Raw genomic sequence first — 15,593 nt, 5'->3', positions numbered from 1 at the left:
TAACGGCGATGCATGCACCGCTCGCGATCCGGCTGCTGGGCGCCGTGGAGGCCCGCGTCGGCGGGCAACCGGCCGGCATCGGCCACCCCAGGCAGCGCGCCGTCCTGGCGGTGCTCGCCGTCGACGCCGGCTCGCCGGTCACCGTCGACGACCTGGTTGACCGGGTCTGGGACGAGCCGCCCGACCGGGTCCGCCAGTCGGTGTACGTCTACGTCGCCCGGCTGCGTCACGTCGTGCCGATCGCCAGGCGGTCCCGCGCGTACCTGCTCGACGTTGAACCCGACGTTGTGGACCTGCACCGCTTCCGCCGGCTGGCCGCCACCGACCCGCGCGCAGCGCTGGACCTGTGGCAGGGCAGACCGCTCGCCGACGTCGAGGGCCCTTGGGCCGCCGCGCAGCGTGCCCGCTGGGCGCAGGAGCGCCGGGACGCCACCATCGCCTGGGCCGACGCCGAGCTGGCGGCCGGACGTGCCGCCGCGGTGATCGGGCCGCTGAGTGACATCGTCGCCGAGCATCCGCGCGCCGAGCCGCCCGTCGAGCGCCTCATGCGGGCGCTGCGGGACCAGCGGCGCTACGCCGAGGCCCTCGACGTGTACACCGGTCTGCGCGAGCGCCTCGCCGACGCGCTGGGCGCCGACCCCGGACCGTCGCTGCAGGCGCTGCACCGCTCGCTGCTGCTCGGTGAGGAGCCCGACCCAGCGACGGTGCGACCGCGGCCCGCGCCAGCGCCTACCGTGCCCGCGCAGGTGCCGCTGGACGTGCGCGGGTTCGCCGGACGGGGCGCGGCGATCGCTGAGCTCGACGCCCTCGCCGCCAGCACGGAGCGGGGCAGCGTCGCCGTCGTCATCTCGGCGCTGTCGGGGACCGCCGGGGTCGGCAAGACCGCCTTGGCCGTGCACTGGGCGCACCGGGCCGCGCACCGGTTTCCCGACGGGCAGCTGTACGTCAACCTGCGCGGCTTCGGCCCGCCCGGCTCGGGATTCGCCGCGGGTGACGCGTTGCGGGTGCTGCTCGACGGGCTCGGGGTGCCCGCCGACCGAGTGCCGTCCGGGCTGGACGCGCAGGCCGCGCTGTACCGCAGCGCCATCGCCGGCCGCCGCATGCTCGTCGTGCTCGACAACGCCCGCGACGCCGCGCAGGTGCGGCCCCTGCTGCCGGGCGCGCCCGGTTGCCTGGTCGTCGTCACCAGCCGCGACAGCCTCGGGGGCCTGATCGCCGGCGAGGGCGCCGTGCCGCTTCCGCTGGATCTGCTCGACCGGCAGGAGGCCCGGGACCTGCTCGCTGGGCGGCTCGGCGCGCAGCGGGTGGCCCGTGAGCCCGCCGCGGTCGAGGAGATCATCGACCGGTGCGCCCGCCTGCCGCTGGCCCTGGCGATCGCTGCCGCCCGCGCGGCCGTCGACCCGCGCCGGGCACTCGCCGACGTCGCCCTCGAGCTGGCCGGCGCGGAGCAGCAGCTCGACCCGTTCGCCGGAGCCGACGTGGTGACCGACGTGCGGGCGGTGTTCTCGTGGTCGTACCGCATGCTGCGCCCGCCGCTGGCACGGATGTTCCGGCTGCTCGGCCTGCAACCCGGCGACGACGTCGGCGCGCCGGTCGCGGCGAGCCTCACCGGCGTCACCCCCGAGCGCGCCGCCCAGATGCTCGCTGAGCTCGCCGACGCTCACCTGGTCACGGAGGCGCGGCCCGGCCGATACGGCCAGCACGACCTGCTGCGCGCCTTCGCCCGCGAGCTGGCGGCCACCGACCCGGAGGCGCCCGCGACGGTGCGCCGGCTCGCCGACCACTACCTGCACACGTCGGGCACCCTCGCGGGGCGGCTCGACCCGTTCCGCGTCGCCGTGCCGCTGCCGCTGCCCGCTCACGGCGTGCGGGGCCGAGACGCTCGAGGGCGGCAGCGCCGAGGAGGCGCTGGGGTGGTTCGCCGCGGAGTATCCCGCGCTCATGGCCGCCGTGCGCGCCACCGCCGGCTCCGACGACCCGGGCCTCGCCCTGCACCCGGCCCGGCTGGCCCGCAACCTCGTCGAGTACCAGCAGCGCACCGGCCGCTGGAACGACCTGCTCGCCGCGCACGAAGCCGCCGCGCGGGCCGCGCACCGCCACGGCGACCGGCTCGGCGAGGCCGTGGCCCAGCACGGCATCGCCCGCGCGAACGCGTTCCTCGGCGACGCCGACGCCGCAGCCACCGCGGGCCTGCGCGCCGCAGAGCTCTACCGCGACGCCGGCCTGCCGGTCGCCGAGGCCGACGCCCGGCGCAGCGTGGCCGTCGCCTACTCGCGGGCGAACCGGCTGCCGGAGGCGCTCGAGCACGCCCGACGGCTGGTCGATCTGTACGAGCGGCACGGCGAGCCGTCCGACCGCGCGCAGGGGCTCAACACACTCGGGTACACGCTGGTACAGCTCGGCCGTGCCTCCGAGGCCCTCGATCCGCTCACCCTCGCCCTGGACCTGCAGCGCGGTACCGGCGACAACCACGGCGCCGCCTTCACCCTCGACAGCCTCGGCCTGGCCTGCGCACGGCTGGGACGGCCGGACGAGGCAGCCGAGCACTACCGCCGGTCGCTGGAGCTGTTCGAGCGGGCCGGCGACCGGTACGGCCAGGTGTACCCGCTGTGCGGCCTCGGCGACGTCGTCGCTGCCCTGGGCGATCGCTCGGGCGCGCGGGAGCTGTACGAACGCGCCCTGCGGATCAACCGCGAAGTCGACGGCGATGCCCTCACGACCGACCTACAGGAGCGCCTGCGGCACCTCGGCCCACCCTGAACCCCTTCGGCTCCGCCGGTCGGATTGCCGACGGCCCGCCCGCGGGGTGCGGACGGGGCGTCGTACCTGCGAGAGGTCAGGGGGATCCTCAGATGTCCGGGCCGATGGCCCAGGTCACCGGAGGGACGTCCGTGGCGTCGTGGATGATGACGCCGGTTGCGGTCGGGCCGGGCGGGTACGCGCCGTCGTGGATGATGACGCCGGCCTGTGCGGGGCTGGGCAGTCCGACGACAGCGACTGCGAGGACGAGGCCGGCGAGGACGACACCGGCGCGGTGGATGTTCATGGTGGTACCTCCTTGTGTGGCGGCTTTCCGCTGCCACCCATGCTTGCCGCCGACGGGGGTTCCCCGCCTGAGCAAGCCATGCTCATTCCGCGGGCGGCGCTGCTCAGCGGAGGTTGAGCAGCATCGCTTCGGTGATCATGTCGTAGGCGACCGTCCAGGCGTGTTCGTGCTCCTCGGTCCAGACCGACGCCATTTCGGCGGCGATCGTGGCGATGAGGGCGGTGCGGACCTGGTTGTAGTGGGCCACCCGGACGCCGTAACCGGCGTGGCGGCGACCGAGACGGGCGGCGCTGTCGAGGAACGCCGGAAGGTCGGGCAGGGCCACCACCAAGGCGCGCAGCTCGTCGGCGAACTTGGCGCGTTGGCGGGCCAGGTCGGCCGGGAACATCGGGCGCAGCTGCGGATACCGGCCGAACAGTTCGGCGTAGAACGCATCGGCGACCAGCGGCAGCCGCGGTCGCATCCGCTCGATGCCCTCCAGTACCAGGTCTACCTGCTCCGGTGTCATCTCACACGCCCTCCTCCGGCGCCGGCCCGAGTCGCAGTGCGGCGGCGAGTTCGCCGCGGTTGGAGACCCCGAGTTTGGTGTACGCGCTCTGCAGATGGTTGTTGACGGTCCGTACCGACAGGAAGAGCTGATCGGCGATCGCCCGGCTCGCGTGACCCTTCGCGGCCAGGACCGCGATCTCGCGCTCGCGGGTGCTCAGCGGCGACGTGGTCACCGGCCGCAGCAGGCCCGGGGTGCGCACGTCCGGGCATCGGGCCAGCCACTGCGTGGCCAGCACACCGGCCCGCGACCGGTGCCGCCCGTCGCCCGTCGCGGCGGCGTGGGTTGCGGTCTCGGCGGCGGCGAGCAGCGCGTCCAGGGCAGCGTAGCGGTGCGCGACCGTCAACAACCCGGTGCCGTCGCCGCGGACGGCCGCCTCGGCGTGTGCCCGTACCGTCGCGGTGATCTCAGTGGCCCACGGGAGGTCCCGGAGGCGGCCCAGCACCATCTCGGGCCGGCCGAGCCGGACCACGTCGTGGAGGAGCCGAAACTCGCGGGTGTACGCACCGACCCGAGCGCACCGCTCGGCCACGCCGACCAGCCGGGTCAGCGCGGCCGGCACGTTGCCGTGCTGGGCCTCGACCCAGGCCAGGGCCCGCTGCAGCTGGATGATCGGACCCGCGGTGCCGGACGCGGCGGCGTCGAGGGCGGCGGTCAACCGCTCCAGCGCCGGCCGGTCCACGGCCCCGGCGAGCGCGGTCGCCATCACCAGGCCGGCCACCGGGCTCAGGACCGCATCGGAGGTGGCGACCGTCCCGGTCTCGCTCAGCGCCGCCCGGAACGCGACGACCGCCGCCGCGACGTCGCCCCGGTCGAGCTGCGTCCAGCCCGCGATGGTCGCGAACACCGCGCTCAGCGACCGGTCCCCGGCGGCCGCGGCCTCCTGCTGCCCCTGGGCGCAGACGTCCAGCGCGGCGCTGAACTGCCCGCGCAGATCCAGGACCGTGGCCAGGACCGACAGGTGTACCGCCGCGGGTGGCGGCCCGCCTCCCGGCTCCGGCCAGGTGTGCGCGAGCCGGCACAGGTCCTCGGCCTCGTCCAGCTGGCCGAGTTCGGCCAGGCTCGCCGAGCGGACGTGCCAGGCCAGTGACCGGCCGGGCGGCAGCGGGCCGGCGGTGCGAGGCCCGGCGTCGCGGCCGGGAGGACCGACCGTGTTCACGAGCTCCAGCGCCTCGCGGGGCCGCCCGGCGTAGGCCGACAGCATCGCCCGCATGGCCACGAGGCGCTCGTCGTAGGCGGGTCCGACGACGTCGGCCGCAGCCCGCAGGCTCCGGGCCGCGTCGTCGAGACGGCCCAGTCGGTACGCCAGGTTCAGGCTCCGGGTCACCGCCCACGTGGCGTAGGTGTCGGGGTCCGCGGCTGGGTCGTCCGCGGCGGCCAGCACCGCCTCCGCCCCGGCGGGATCCCCCTCGTCCGCCAGCGTCTCGGCCAGCACGATGCTCGCGGGAAGGTGTCTCGCCGCCCGCAGGACCGCGCCGGCCAGCCGCTTAGCCCGCGCGTTGTCGCCTGCGGCCCGGGCGGCGACCGCGGCCTCGGCCAGCAGCGCCACGTCGCCGTCGCCCGTCGCATCCAGCCGCCACGTCGCCAGCTGCAGCGGATCGGACGCGCGACGGGCCCCGTGGGCGACGACACGGTCGATCTGGTCGAGCAGCAGCCGCCGGGCCGCCAGCGTCGGAATGCCCTCGCGGAGGATCGCGCCGTGCAGCGGGTGGGCCAGGGCGATCTGGTGCCGGCGCTCGTCCACGCGCACCACGATCCATTCGCGCGCCTCGAGCTGGGGCAGGTCGGCCGCCGGGAACTGCTCCGCCACGTCGTCGGCGCCCAGCGGACCGCAGACGGCGAGCAGGTCCAGCACCTGCCGGTCGTGCTCGGGGAGGTCAGCCAGCCGCCGCCGGACGATGGCGGCCACCCCGGCGCCGGGCCGCAGCGGGGCGCGCAACGCCCACACCCCGCCGGTACCGACCAGCGCACCGTCCTCGATGGCCCCGAGGACGAGCTCCCGCAGGTACAGGACATTGCCCTGACTGGCCTCCCACAGCGCCAGCGCGGCCAGGGCCGTCACCGGGCCGAGCAGGCTCAGGTGCAGCAGCCGCTCGCACGCGCCGCGATCGAGCGCGCCCAGTTCGATGCGGATGGCGTGCCCGGCCCGCCACAGTGCGTCGAGCGGCTCCGGCGGCGCGGCAGGGGTCGCCACGGTAGCCACCACGAACACGGCTCCCTGCTGCAGCAGGTGACCCAGCAGTACCGTCGACGCCGGATCCAGCAGGTCCGCGTCATCGACGCCGACCACGACGCGGCGCCCGCCGAACGTCGCGCGCAGGTGGTCGAGGCACGCGACCAGCAGCGCCACCGGATCGTCGAGCCCGGCCCCCGCCGGCAGCAGCGCCGCCACCGCCGAGAGCGGGATCGCGGCCGCGGCAACGGAGACCGCCACGTGCAGAACCGGCCACCCGTCATCGCGGGCGCGCCGCAGCGCCTCCCGCGCCAGCCGGGACTTGCCCACACCCGAGCGACCGGTGATGATCACCGCGCTGTGGTCGGACCCGGCCAGGACGTCGGCGATGCGCTCCAGCTCTGCGTGCCGGCTCACGAACGGCCACGCCGTCACGGCACTGACCACCGACACCACCCGTCCGGACCCGGCACACGGGCCGAGCGATCGTCCACTGTGGACCAGCTCGGCGGCGCAGCCGTGACCCGCATCTGGCATACGCCATGTCGAACAGCATGACACGCCGGGCTGCGCACGGACTGGACGAAACCCGACAGCGGAGCTGAGTAGTCGGCTCGGCGACCGTCGCAGATGAGCAATCGTTGCTCAGGCGCGAGGTGTCCGGTGCGGGTGTGCTTCAGGTACGGCGGGCGATCGGCTCGCCACCGACGCAGGGAGAGCCGCCATGGCAAGCAGGGACCGTTCCGGCCACGCCGTCGTACTGGGCGCCAGCATCTCGGGCCTGCTTGCGGCCCGGGTGCTCAGCGACGCGTTCGCCAACGTGACGGTGGTCGACCGCGACGAACTGCCGACGGCCGCGGCACCGCGGCGTTGTGTACCGCAGGGCGCGCACGGGCACGGCCTGCTGGCCGCGGGTCACGCGGCACTGGCGGAGCTGTTCGACGGCTTCGCGGCCGACGCCGCGGGGCTGGGCGGCATCCCGGTCGACATCCAGCGTGACATCCTCTGGATCTCCGACGGGCGCCCGCTGCGCAACGCCGAGTCCGGGTTGCGGGGCCTGTGCCTGAGCCGCCCCGCGATCGAGGGCTACGTCCGAGGCCGGGTCGCGGCGTTGCCGAACGTCGAGATCCGGGCCGGGCACGAGGCCGTCGGCCTGCTGAGCACCTCCGACCGGACCCGGGTCACCGGAGCTCAGGTGCTGCCGAAGGGCGGCGTCGTGGAACACCTCGCCGCCGAGTTGGTCGTCGACGCGACCGGGCGAGGCAACCGCGGTCCGACGTGGCTGGCCGAGCTCGGCTACAGCACGGCGCCTGAGGAGACCGTCGACGCGAACATGGTCTATGTGACGCGCGAGTTCCGCCGGACGCGCGGCGACGCGCGGCACGCCGCGATCGTACAGAGCCCGTGGCCGGGCCAGCCGTACGGCGTCGTGGCCATCGCCGTCGAGGGCGACCGCTGGCAGGTCACCCTCCTCGGCTGCGGTCCCGGCATCACGCTGCCGAGCGAAGTCGACGAGTTCGTCGCCTTCGCCGGCCGGCTGCCCGATCGGCGGGTGTACGACCTGATCTCGGGCGCGGAGCCGCTCGGCCCACCGCACCGGATGCGGCTGCCCGTCAGCGTCCGGCGCCGCTACGAACGCCTCACCCGGCTGCCCGAGGGGTTCTTGTCGGTGGGGGACGCAATGTGCTCGTTCAATCCGGCGTACGGGCAGGGCATGACCGTCGCCGCCGCCGAGGCGCTGGCCCTGCGCGACTGCCTGAAGCGCGGACGCGAGGGTCTGCCTCGGCAGTTCTACGCCCAAGCGGCGCGGCTGATCCAGGCACCGTGGGAGATCGCCGTCGGCGGCGACCTACGCTTCGCTCACGTCGACGGTGTCCGCACACGCAAGACGAACTTCATCAACGCGTACATCGGCCGGCTCTACCGCGCCGCGGAACAGGACCCGGTGGTCAGCCGAGCATTCCTACGGGTGGCCAACCTGGTGGCCGCGCCGCCGACCCTGTTCGCCCCGGGGATCGTGGCCCGCGTCCTGCGGGGCAGCCGCCGCCCGGCTCCGACCACGATCCAGTCACCGCCCCGTGTCCGCCAGTTGGTCGAATGACGACCTCCGCCGGCGTGCCGCTCGTGGTCGGTACGCAGCGCGCACGTCGGACGGCAGGTGCGGCACGAACTTCTGTTTGATCTTGCCGAGCAGCAAACGCGACAGAGCCGGTGCGGGTAACCCGCAGCGACTGTGCGGCTTCGGGCGGACGTCGGGCCGCTGCGCTCCGGCGATGCTGGGACGGCGCCGTCGCCGGGACGGTGCACGGCCGCACCGGCGGTTCGCGCGCGAGAGGAGCCGGATGCTCGCCACTGGGCAACGGCGGAAACCGGCGCGCAGAACCAGGAGCCCGTTGTGGGCGCGGCTCTGCCTGACCTTCGGCTCGCTGCTGCTCCTGGGCAGCGTCGGCTCCCTGGTCGGCGGCGAGCTGCTCCTGGCGCACTTCGGCGACCAGGTCACCCACCCCGGCGGTCTCGGCTCGGCCGCGGCGACCGGGCACAACATCGACGGGCCGCTCAACCTGCTCCTGGTCGGCATCGACGAGCGGACCGGCAACGCGGCAATGGGCGCCCGCGCCGACTCGATCATCATCGCCCACGTGCCGGCGAGCCACGACATGGTGTACCTGACCAGCATTCCCCGCGACACGCGAGTCTCCATCCCGCCCGACCGCCACAGCCAGTACCGCGGCGGCACCGATAAGATCAATGCCGCGTTCGAGTTCGGGTACCGCAACGGCGGCGGCCGCGACGAGGGCCTGGCGCTGCTGGCCGAGACGGTCAGCAACCTCGCCGGCGGGCTGACGTTCAACGGCGCCGCGATCGTCAACTTCGACGGGTTCAAGGACCTCGTCGACGCAATCGGCGGCGTGCACATGTGCGTGGACGAGCGCACCACGTCGATCCACACCGGATGGAACACCCGCACGGGGCAGGAGAGTGAGCCGTACAACTTCAACGCCGACGGCATCCCGACCACCCTGAAGCCGAACATGCGCCCGCAGGTGTACGAGCCCGGCTGCTACGACATGGCCGCCTGGCAGGCCCTCGACTACGTGCGGCAGCGCGACAAACTGGCGAACAACGACGGAGACTACGGCCGCCAGCGCCACCAGCAGCAGTTCATCAAGGCCATGCTCAGCAAGGCCACCAGCGCCGGCGTCATCACCAACCCGCAGAAGGTCGATCACATGCTCAACGCGATCGGCAAGGCGGTGTCGTTCTACAACAACGACATCCCGCTCGCCGACTGGATCCTCACGTTGCACGGCATCGCGCCGGACCGGCTGGTGACGCTGAAGGCCAACGGCGGCCGGTACAACACCGAGGTCGTTGACGGCCAGTCGTACGAGATCCTCGACGCCACCACCAAAGCGCTCCTCGTGGCCGTCGACCAGGACCGGGTCGCCGAGTTCGTCGCCGCCCATCCGGAGCTGGTCAACGAAAGCAGCGGCACGCCGTCGGGCAAGCCGAGTCCGACGGGGACCGGCCCGTCCCGCCGAAGCCGCACGTGACCGGGAGGGTTTCCCGGCGCGCTCTCCTGTTCGCCCTGGGCGGGGTCGGGCTGGTGACCGGATGCGGCGACGGCCACGCGACCTGGCACGGCGCCGGCGACATCCCCGGCGACTCGCGCCCGGGTGACGCCGCGTCGGCGGGCGTGACCGACTCCGCCTCGCCGCTGGTCGTCCCGCCGGCGAACCCGCCACAACCCGGCGTTTGCCCGGCGCCGCCGGGGGTGGAGCAGAAGCCCGGCGGCCCGCAGTACTCCCTGCCCTGCCGCGGCACCGACATCGCGCTCACCGTGGACGACGGGCCCGACCCGACGTACACCCCGAAGATGCTGGCCCTGCTCGCGCAGCAGGGAATCCGGGCCACGTTCTGCATGATCGGCCGCAGCGCCGCCGCGCACCCCGACCTCGTCAAGCGCGTCCTCGACGGCGGCCACCACATCGCCAACCACACGTTCAGCCACCCGATGAACATCGCGAAGATGCCCGCGGGCGCCGTCCACACGGAGATGGCGCGGGCCACCGACGCGATCGCCAAGGCGGCGGGCGGCGGATACCGGCCGAGGCTGTTCCGCTCCCCCGGCGGCGCCTGGTCCTCGACGGTCCTCGGGCAGTGCAGCGCCCTCGGGCTGCACCCGCTGGACTGGAGCGTGGACCCCCGGGACTGGAGCCGCCCCGGCGTCCAGCACATCGTGACCACGATCATGAAACAGACCCACCCCGGCTCGATCATCCTCGAGCACGACGGCGGCGGCAATCGCGAGCAGACCCTCACCGCCCTCGGCTTCGTCCTGCCCAAGCTCCGCGAGGCCGGGTACACCTTCGCCCAGCCCTGAATACGGGGCGCGGTTGCGTTGTTCGATGATCGTCTGTGCGCGCGTTCATAGTGACGCCGAGCATGGCGGCGGGAAGCCGGCCGGTCGTAGGGTGGCGCCGTGCATCCTCTGGAGCTCCGTCTGCGTGCCGCCACGCCCGGGCTGATCGCGTTGCCGTGGCTGGAGCCCTTGGCCGAGTGGGACGCCACGGAGGTGCCGTTCCGCGACATCCCGGTCGGCCCGAGCCGGCATCTGGTGCGGTTCGTCGAGACCGACGGCGCACTCTGGGCGTTGAAGGAGCTGCCGCAGCGCATTGCCGCGAAGGAGTACGCGGTGCTGCGAGACCTGGAGCGCCGCTCGCTTCCGGCGGTGCGCCCGGCCGGTCTGGTCATCCAGCCGTACGAGGACACCGCGATCCTCGTGACGCGCTACCTGGACCGGTCGTGGCAGTATCGCCGGCTGTTGATGCGGCTGCCTACGGAAGCGTCGAAGCACCGCGAGCGGCTGCTGGACGCGATGGCGAGTCTGCTGGTGGACCTGCACCGTAACGGGGTGTTCTGGGGCGACTGCTCGCTTGCGAACACCTTGTTCTCGCGCGACGGGCAGATCCTGCAGGCATTTCTCGTCGACGCCGAGACCAGCGAGATCCATCCGCAGCTCAGCGACGGGCAGCGGCAGTACGACATCGACATCCTTGTCGAGAATGTCGCCGCGGGCATGATGGACCTTGCGGCCCGGCTCGAACAGCCGCCCGAGGTCGAGGAGCTGCTCATCGAGGAGGCGTGCAGTGTCGCCACCCGCTATCAGGCACTGTGGGACGTCCTGCACGCCGAGCCGGTGTTTGCGTTCGACGACCGGTATCAGATCGAAGGGCAGATCCGGAAGCTGCACGATCTCGGGTTCGCCGTTGACGAGGTGAAGCTTGAGCCGACCGGCGAGAGCGGCGGGAAGGTGCGACTGAAGGTGGCGGTTGCCGCCCGCCGGTTCCACGCGACCCAGTTGCACGATCTGACCGGTCTTGATGTGGGAGAGGGCCAGGCGCGGATCCTGCTCGGTGACCTGCGGGCGTACCAGGCGCGTGTGCGGCAGGCCAATCCGGAGCTGACCGACGAGCGTGCGGCGCAACGTTGGCTGCAAGAGGTGTACCGGCCCGGTATGGCGAGGGCGCACGAGGCGGTGGGTGGACTCGGTGATCCGATCCAGGCGTACTGCGACCTGCTGGAGGTGCGCTGGCTGCTCAGCGAGCAGGCCGGGCAGGACGTTGGCGACGCGGCGGCGCTCGACGCGCTGCGGGACCGCTCGGTCCCGCCTCTGTCGGCGGCGAAAATGGCGATCGCGGAGGCCTCGACCGGCACGTTTCCCGCCCTGACCCCCCAGCTGCTCGCCGAGCTCTCCGACGACTGAGAAAGGTCCCATTCCCCACGACCGCGCACAAACCGCACGTCACAGCGACCGAACCGGATCTCGTCGGCGGTCGTCCGAGTGCCGGCTTACAAGGCGGCGCGGTAATGGGCGAGACGGTGCCGCTGCGCGACGAGGCGGCGCTCACCCGCGCGGCCGCGGCGTGGGTGGCCATGTACGGCGAGACGGGGCGTTCCACCATCCGGGCGGCGGGCCGGCCGCCGAGATGTACCGGGTGACGCCGCGGGTCGTGTTCGCGGCCGGCAAAGCCCGTTCACCCAGAACCGCTACCTGTTCGGGGTATATAGAGGAGCCATGCGCATTTCGATCTGGCCCGGCGCCGGGCAGCGGTACGACGAGATCCTCGAGGTGGCCCGGCACGCGGAGGCGACCGGGTGGGACGGCGTCTACGTCGCCGATCACTTCATGCCCAACGCCGGCCCGGGGCGGGACCCGCTCGCGCCGGTGCTCGAGTGCGGCAGCCTCGTCGCCGCGGTCGGGGCGGCCGTGCCCCGCGTGCGGATCGGGTCGCTGGTGTACGGCAACACGTACCGCCACCCCGCGGTACTGGCGAACATGGCCGCCACCGTGGACCACGTCACCGGCGGGCGGTTCACCCTCGGCGTCGGGGCCGGCTGGCAGGTCAACGAGCACGAGCAGTACGGCATCGAGCTGCCGCCCGTAAAGCAGCGCCTCGACCGGTTCGTGGAGGCCCTGGAGGTGCTCCACGGGCTCCTGCGGCGGCCGGGCACGACGCTGCACGGGGAGTACTACGACCTCACCGACGCCGTCTGCGAGCCAAAGCCGGTCCAGGACCCGCTGCCGATCCTCATCGGCGGCGGAGGCGAGCGGCGGATGCTCGGCATCGTCGCGCGGTACGCCGACGTGTGGAACACCTGGGGGCACCCGGAGGTCATCGCGCACAAGTCGGCGGTCCTCGACGAGTTCTGCGCCGCGCAGGGCCGCGACCCGAAGCAGATCGCCCGCACCGCGCAGGCCCTCGTGGTCGTCGACGGGCCGGTCCCGGACATGCCCATGCCCGTCATCGGCGGCAGCCCCGGGCAGCTGCAGGAGACCATGCAGCGGTACCGCGAAATCGGCCTCGACGAGCTCATCGTCCCCGACGGGCTGCTGGGCAAGGGCGCCGACCGGCTGCGCGCGATGGACACGATCCTGGGGCTATCCGCAGCTCATTAGAACTGTCGCGATGGTGCGAGCGTGCACGGCTGCAGCGGCCCCGGCCCGGATCGTCGCCCGGGCCGGGAGCCGCCACGTTGCCGGTCGGCGTCCCGGCCGCGCTCATCAGGCGATTCAGTACCGGATGGTGACCGTCGCCGCGCCCAGGACGATCGGCAGCTTCGACATGTCGACCTTGAGGACCTCGCCGTCGTCGACCGCGCCGCTGGCGTCCAGGGTCTTCTGGTGCACCAGGTACTTGCCCGAGGTCGCCGACTTCACCGGGGCGCAGGCCGTCGTGTCGGACAGGGCCGAGGCCTCGCACGCCGCCTCGTCCTGGCCGAGCAGGTGGTCCATGCCGAAGTCGCTGTCGTTGGCGATGTACAGCGTCCGCCCGCCGTCCGCGGCGGCGACGCCCTCGATCTTGTCGTGGCTGAAGAAGGCGCCCGACGGGTCGAGCTGGTTGAGCACGGTGCCGATCTCGAGGTACGGCGTCTTGCTCACCGGCGTGATACCGGCCTGCGCCAGCAGCAGCTCGGCCTTCGCGGTCGGCGCGTCGCCGACGTACGCGTCGATCGACTTCTGCCCGTTCGCGGTCGCCACCGTGTAGCCCAGCGGGTTGACGCCGTCGCCCTTGACGTCGGTGGCGCCGGACAGGTCGACCTCGTAGAGGTTCTTGAACGTCGCCGTGCCGGCCGCGCCCTGGCTGCCGTCGCGCTCGTCGACGAGGAACTTCGTGTCCGACAGGGCGGTGATCTCGCTGACCGCGCTGACCGTGGTGGCCGGGTTGGTGAGCAGGTAGAGGTACTCGTGCATCGCCTTCGTGCGCAGGTCGACGGTCACGATCCGCACCGGCGCGACGTTGGCCGGCTTGACGGTCTTGCCCTTGGCGTCCAGCCCGTAGTCGGACACCGTGAGCGCCGACTGCATGATCCCGCCGAGCGTGCGGCCGTCGGGCGTGACCGTGAGCCCCTCCATGCCCTTGTTCTTGGTCCGCAGCTTCAGCTCGATCGGCAGCGCGTGCGAGTCGACCTTGTGCCCGGCGTTGGTGCCCCACGGCGAGAGTCGCTCGAGCTCGGTGCCGTTCTTGTCGAAATGCGTGATGAACGGCCCGTACTCGTCGGAGATCCAGAAGCTGCCGTCGGCCAGAGCGACCACGCCCTCGGAGTCGTAGCCGTTGTTGGGGTCGAGCGTCACGGCCGGGTTGCTGCCCGGCACCGTGTACGGCACCGCCGGGTCGATCTGGTTGCCGTACAGATCCTCGGTCTTCTCCGCGCTCGCCGCGGCCTTCGTGACCGGGTTGGCCAGCCCGTTGTACGGCGTGCCGTCGGGCGCCTTGAGCCCGATCGTGCGCTGCAGCACCAGCTTGGCGCCGACGAGCTGGAACACGCCGATGCGCGGGTTGAAGGTCGGGGCGAGGAACACCTTCTCGCCGAGCGGCCCGAGGTCGTCGGCGTTGGGCCCCCGGTCGGTGACTCCGTAGAACCAGCCCGGCCGCCCCGGCACCGCGACGAACGACGAGCCGTAGCCGCCGCCGGAGATCTGCGCGGTGGTGCCGCCCGGCCCCTCGAGCCCGCCCAGCGACGGGATCTTGTCGCCGCCCGGAACGGCCCCCTTGCCGCTTACGGGCCAGGACGTTGAGGCGCATGCCCGCAACCAATCGGCGACGAGCGAACGCCAGGTGACCAGCCGGTGTCGCCTCATGGTCGGGAAACGGAATCAGTACTCACGTTCCGGCAACTGGGGTGAGATCGTTGTCGGATGATGGAGGCGGCGCGCCGCGCGCTCGAGCAGATGCGGGGCTCCCCCGACGCGTGGCACACGGTGCGCTACGAGCGTGTGACCGGCCCGGACGGGTATGACCGCGACGGGAACGCTGCGCGGCGGGCGGCGGTGTTGTGGGCGCTGCAGTACGACCACCGGGTCGAGGACCTGGCGCTGGTGCGGTGGCTGGCCGAGCAGGAGGCGCGATGCCGGCGCGAGGCGCCGTTCCAGGGCCTGACCGAGGAGACCGAGCTGGCCGGGTTCCTGCTCGCTCTCCTCGGCCAGGTCGAGGACGTGTGGCGGCAGTGGGAGATCAAGCGGGCCAACTTCGACACGTGGTGCGGCTACGACGTCGAGCATCTGGCCGCGGCCGGGGTGCAGCGCACCATCGCCTTCGTGCGCGGCAGCGAGCACTCCGAGCGCGACGACGTCCTCGAGCGGCTGCTGGGTCTGGACGAGGAGGACCTGAGCGGGTGGTGGGAGAGCTCGCGGTCGCGGTTCCCGGCCGACCCGGACGCCGAGGATCCGCTCACGTGGATCGGGCGCGCAAAGCTGGCCGACGAACTGGACCTCGCGCGCCGGTGGCTGGACCGGTGGGCCGCCGGACGGCCGCGGGACAAATCCACGCTGAGCGAGCTGCGGTACCAGCTGGCGGACCTGGGGGCCTTCGACGAGGCGGCCGCGGCACAGCGGGAGGCCCTGGCGTATGCCGGCAACGCCTGGGACTCGGCGTCGGGCCGGCGATCGCTGGCCGAGCTGGAGCGGCGGGCCGGGCATCATGATGCCGCGTGGGAGGCACTGCGGGCGTGCCGCCGGGCGCTGGACGATGTGCCCGGCTGGTCCGAGGTGGGCCTCGGCCGCATGTATGTCGAGGAGCTCTTTCTGCTGGCCGGCGCCGCCTCCGCCGCGTTGACCCGGACGGTGTTCGACGAGGCGGACCGCCAGGCAGGCTCGGTCGGCGACCTGCCGCTGGTGGTGTTGCGGGCGGCCGCGGAAGCGGCGGAGAAGGCCGGCCGCGACGACCGGGCACGGCATTACCGGACGCTGCGCGATGCCGAACAACGCCGCATCGAGGCCGAACTGCCGCGGTTCTGAAGCGCCCACGCGCCGCGACCACGGCCGT

The 15,593-nt window shown here is 73.1% G+C and carries 12 protein-coding genes and 1 pseudogene; 9 read left to right on the top strand and 4 right to left on the bottom strand.

The window, feature by feature from the left end:
• Positions 1 to 8: 8 nt before the first annotated feature.
• Together ABD901_RS59555 and ABD901_RS45315 are read left to right on the top strand one after the other, a co-directional pair.
• Positions 9 to 617, top strand: a pseudogene (locus ABD901_RS59555) (AfsR/SARP family transcriptional regulator); the annotation flags it as partial.
• A gap of 1,324 nt (positions 618 to 1,941) precedes the next feature.
• Positions 1,942 to 2,760: a tetratricopeptide repeat protein gene (locus ABD901_RS45315; RefSeq protein ID WP_345137711.1), complete on the top strand. Its 819-nt coding sequence runs from the start codon at positions 1,942 to 1,944 to the stop codon at positions 2,758 to 2,760.
• An 88-nt stretch (positions 2,761 to 2,848) separates the two neighbouring features.
• Here ABD901_RS45315 and ABD901_RS45310 read toward each other — a convergent pair whose 3' ends face one another.
• The 3 genes from ABD901_RS45310 to ABD901_RS45300 form a co-directional block, all read right to left on the bottom strand.
• Entirely contained in the window at positions 2,849 to 3,046 is a 198-nt protein-coding gene (locus ABD901_RS45310) for a hypothetical protein (RefSeq protein ID WP_345137708.1), read from the bottom strand.
• Between the two features lie 103 nt (positions 3,047 to 3,149).
• On the bottom strand, positions 3,150 to 3,554 hold the full coding sequence (locus ABD901_RS45305; RefSeq protein WP_345137706.1) for a globin domain-containing protein: 405 nt from the start codon (positions 3,552 to 3,554) through the stop codon (positions 3,150 to 3,152).
• A gap of 1 nt (position 3,555) precedes the next feature.
• On the bottom strand, positions 3,556 to 6,183 hold the full coding sequence (locus ABD901_RS45300) for a helix-turn-helix transcriptional regulator (RefSeq protein WP_345137704.1): 2,628 nt from the start codon (positions 6,181 to 6,183) through the stop codon (positions 3,556 to 3,558).
• Positions 6,184 to 6,490: 307 nt separating this feature from the next.
• Between ABD901_RS45300 and ABD901_RS45295 the strand changes: the two genes are divergently transcribed.
• The 6 genes from ABD901_RS45295 (at position 6,491) to ABD901_RS45270 (ending at position 12,727) form a co-directional block, all read left to right on the top strand.
• Positions 6,491 to 7,867, top strand: a complete 1,377-nt coding sequence (locus ABD901_RS45295) for an NAD(P)/FAD-dependent oxidoreductase (RefSeq protein WP_345137702.1) — start codon at positions 6,491 to 6,493, stop codon at positions 7,865 to 7,867.
• Between the two features lie 292 nt (positions 7,868 to 8,159).
• Positions 8,160 to 9,320 (top strand): LCP family protein, encoded by a 1,161-nt coding sequence (locus tag ABD901_RS45290; RefSeq protein ID WP_345137700.1) that lies wholly within the window; start codon positions 8,160 to 8,162, stop codon positions 9,318 to 9,320.
• Complete coding sequence (locus ABD901_RS45285; RefSeq protein WP_345137697.1) at positions 9,317 to 10,150, top strand: polysaccharide deacetylase family protein; 834 nt, start codon at positions 9,317 to 9,319, stop codon at positions 10,148 to 10,150. Before ABD901_RS45290 ends, ABD901_RS45285 begins: the two co-directional genes overlap by 4 nt.
• Positions 10,151 to 10,249: 99 nt before the next feature.
• Entirely contained in the window at positions 10,250 to 11,533 is a 1,284-nt protein-coding gene (locus ABD901_RS45280) for a DUF4032 domain-containing protein (protein WP_345137696.1), read from the top strand.
• 104 nt (positions 11,534 to 11,637) lie between these two features.
• Entirely contained in the window at positions 11,638 to 11,769 is a 132-nt protein-coding gene (locus ABD901_RS45275; protein WP_345137694.1) for a hypothetical protein, read from the top strand.
• Between the two features lie 76 nt (positions 11,770 to 11,845).
• Positions 11,846 to 12,727 (top strand): TIGR03560 family F420-dependent LLM class oxidoreductase, encoded by an 882-nt coding sequence (locus ABD901_RS45270; RefSeq protein ID WP_345137692.1) that lies wholly within the window; start codon positions 11,846 to 11,848, stop codon positions 12,725 to 12,727.
• A gap of 114 nt (positions 12,728 to 12,841) precedes the next feature.
• Here the strand turns inward: ABD901_RS45270 and ABD901_RS45265 are convergent, their stop codons facing one another.
• Positions 12,842 to 14,410, bottom strand: a complete 1,569-nt coding sequence (locus ABD901_RS45265) for an esterase-like activity of phytase family protein (protein ID WP_345137690.1) — start codon at positions 14,408 to 14,410, stop codon at positions 12,842 to 12,844.
• 57 nt (positions 14,411 to 14,467) lie between these two features.
• On the opposite strand from ABD901_RS45265, the gene ABD901_RS45260 reads away from it, so the two are divergent.
• Positions 14,468 to 15,565: a hypothetical protein gene (locus tag ABD901_RS45260; RefSeq protein ID WP_345137687.1), complete on the top strand. Its 1,098-nt coding sequence runs from the start codon at positions 14,468 to 14,470 to the stop codon at positions 15,563 to 15,565.
• Positions 15,566 to 15,593: the final 28 nt, after the last annotated feature.

The sequence above is a fragment of the Dactylosporangium darangshiense genome, assembly GCF_039537565.1.
Taxonomy (GTDB): Bacteria; Actinomycetota; Actinomycetes; order Mycobacteriales; family Micromonosporaceae; genus Dactylosporangium; species Dactylosporangium darangshiense.
Note: the sequence above shows the minus strand (reverse complement) of the source record. Positions and strands in the feature narration are given on the sequence as shown.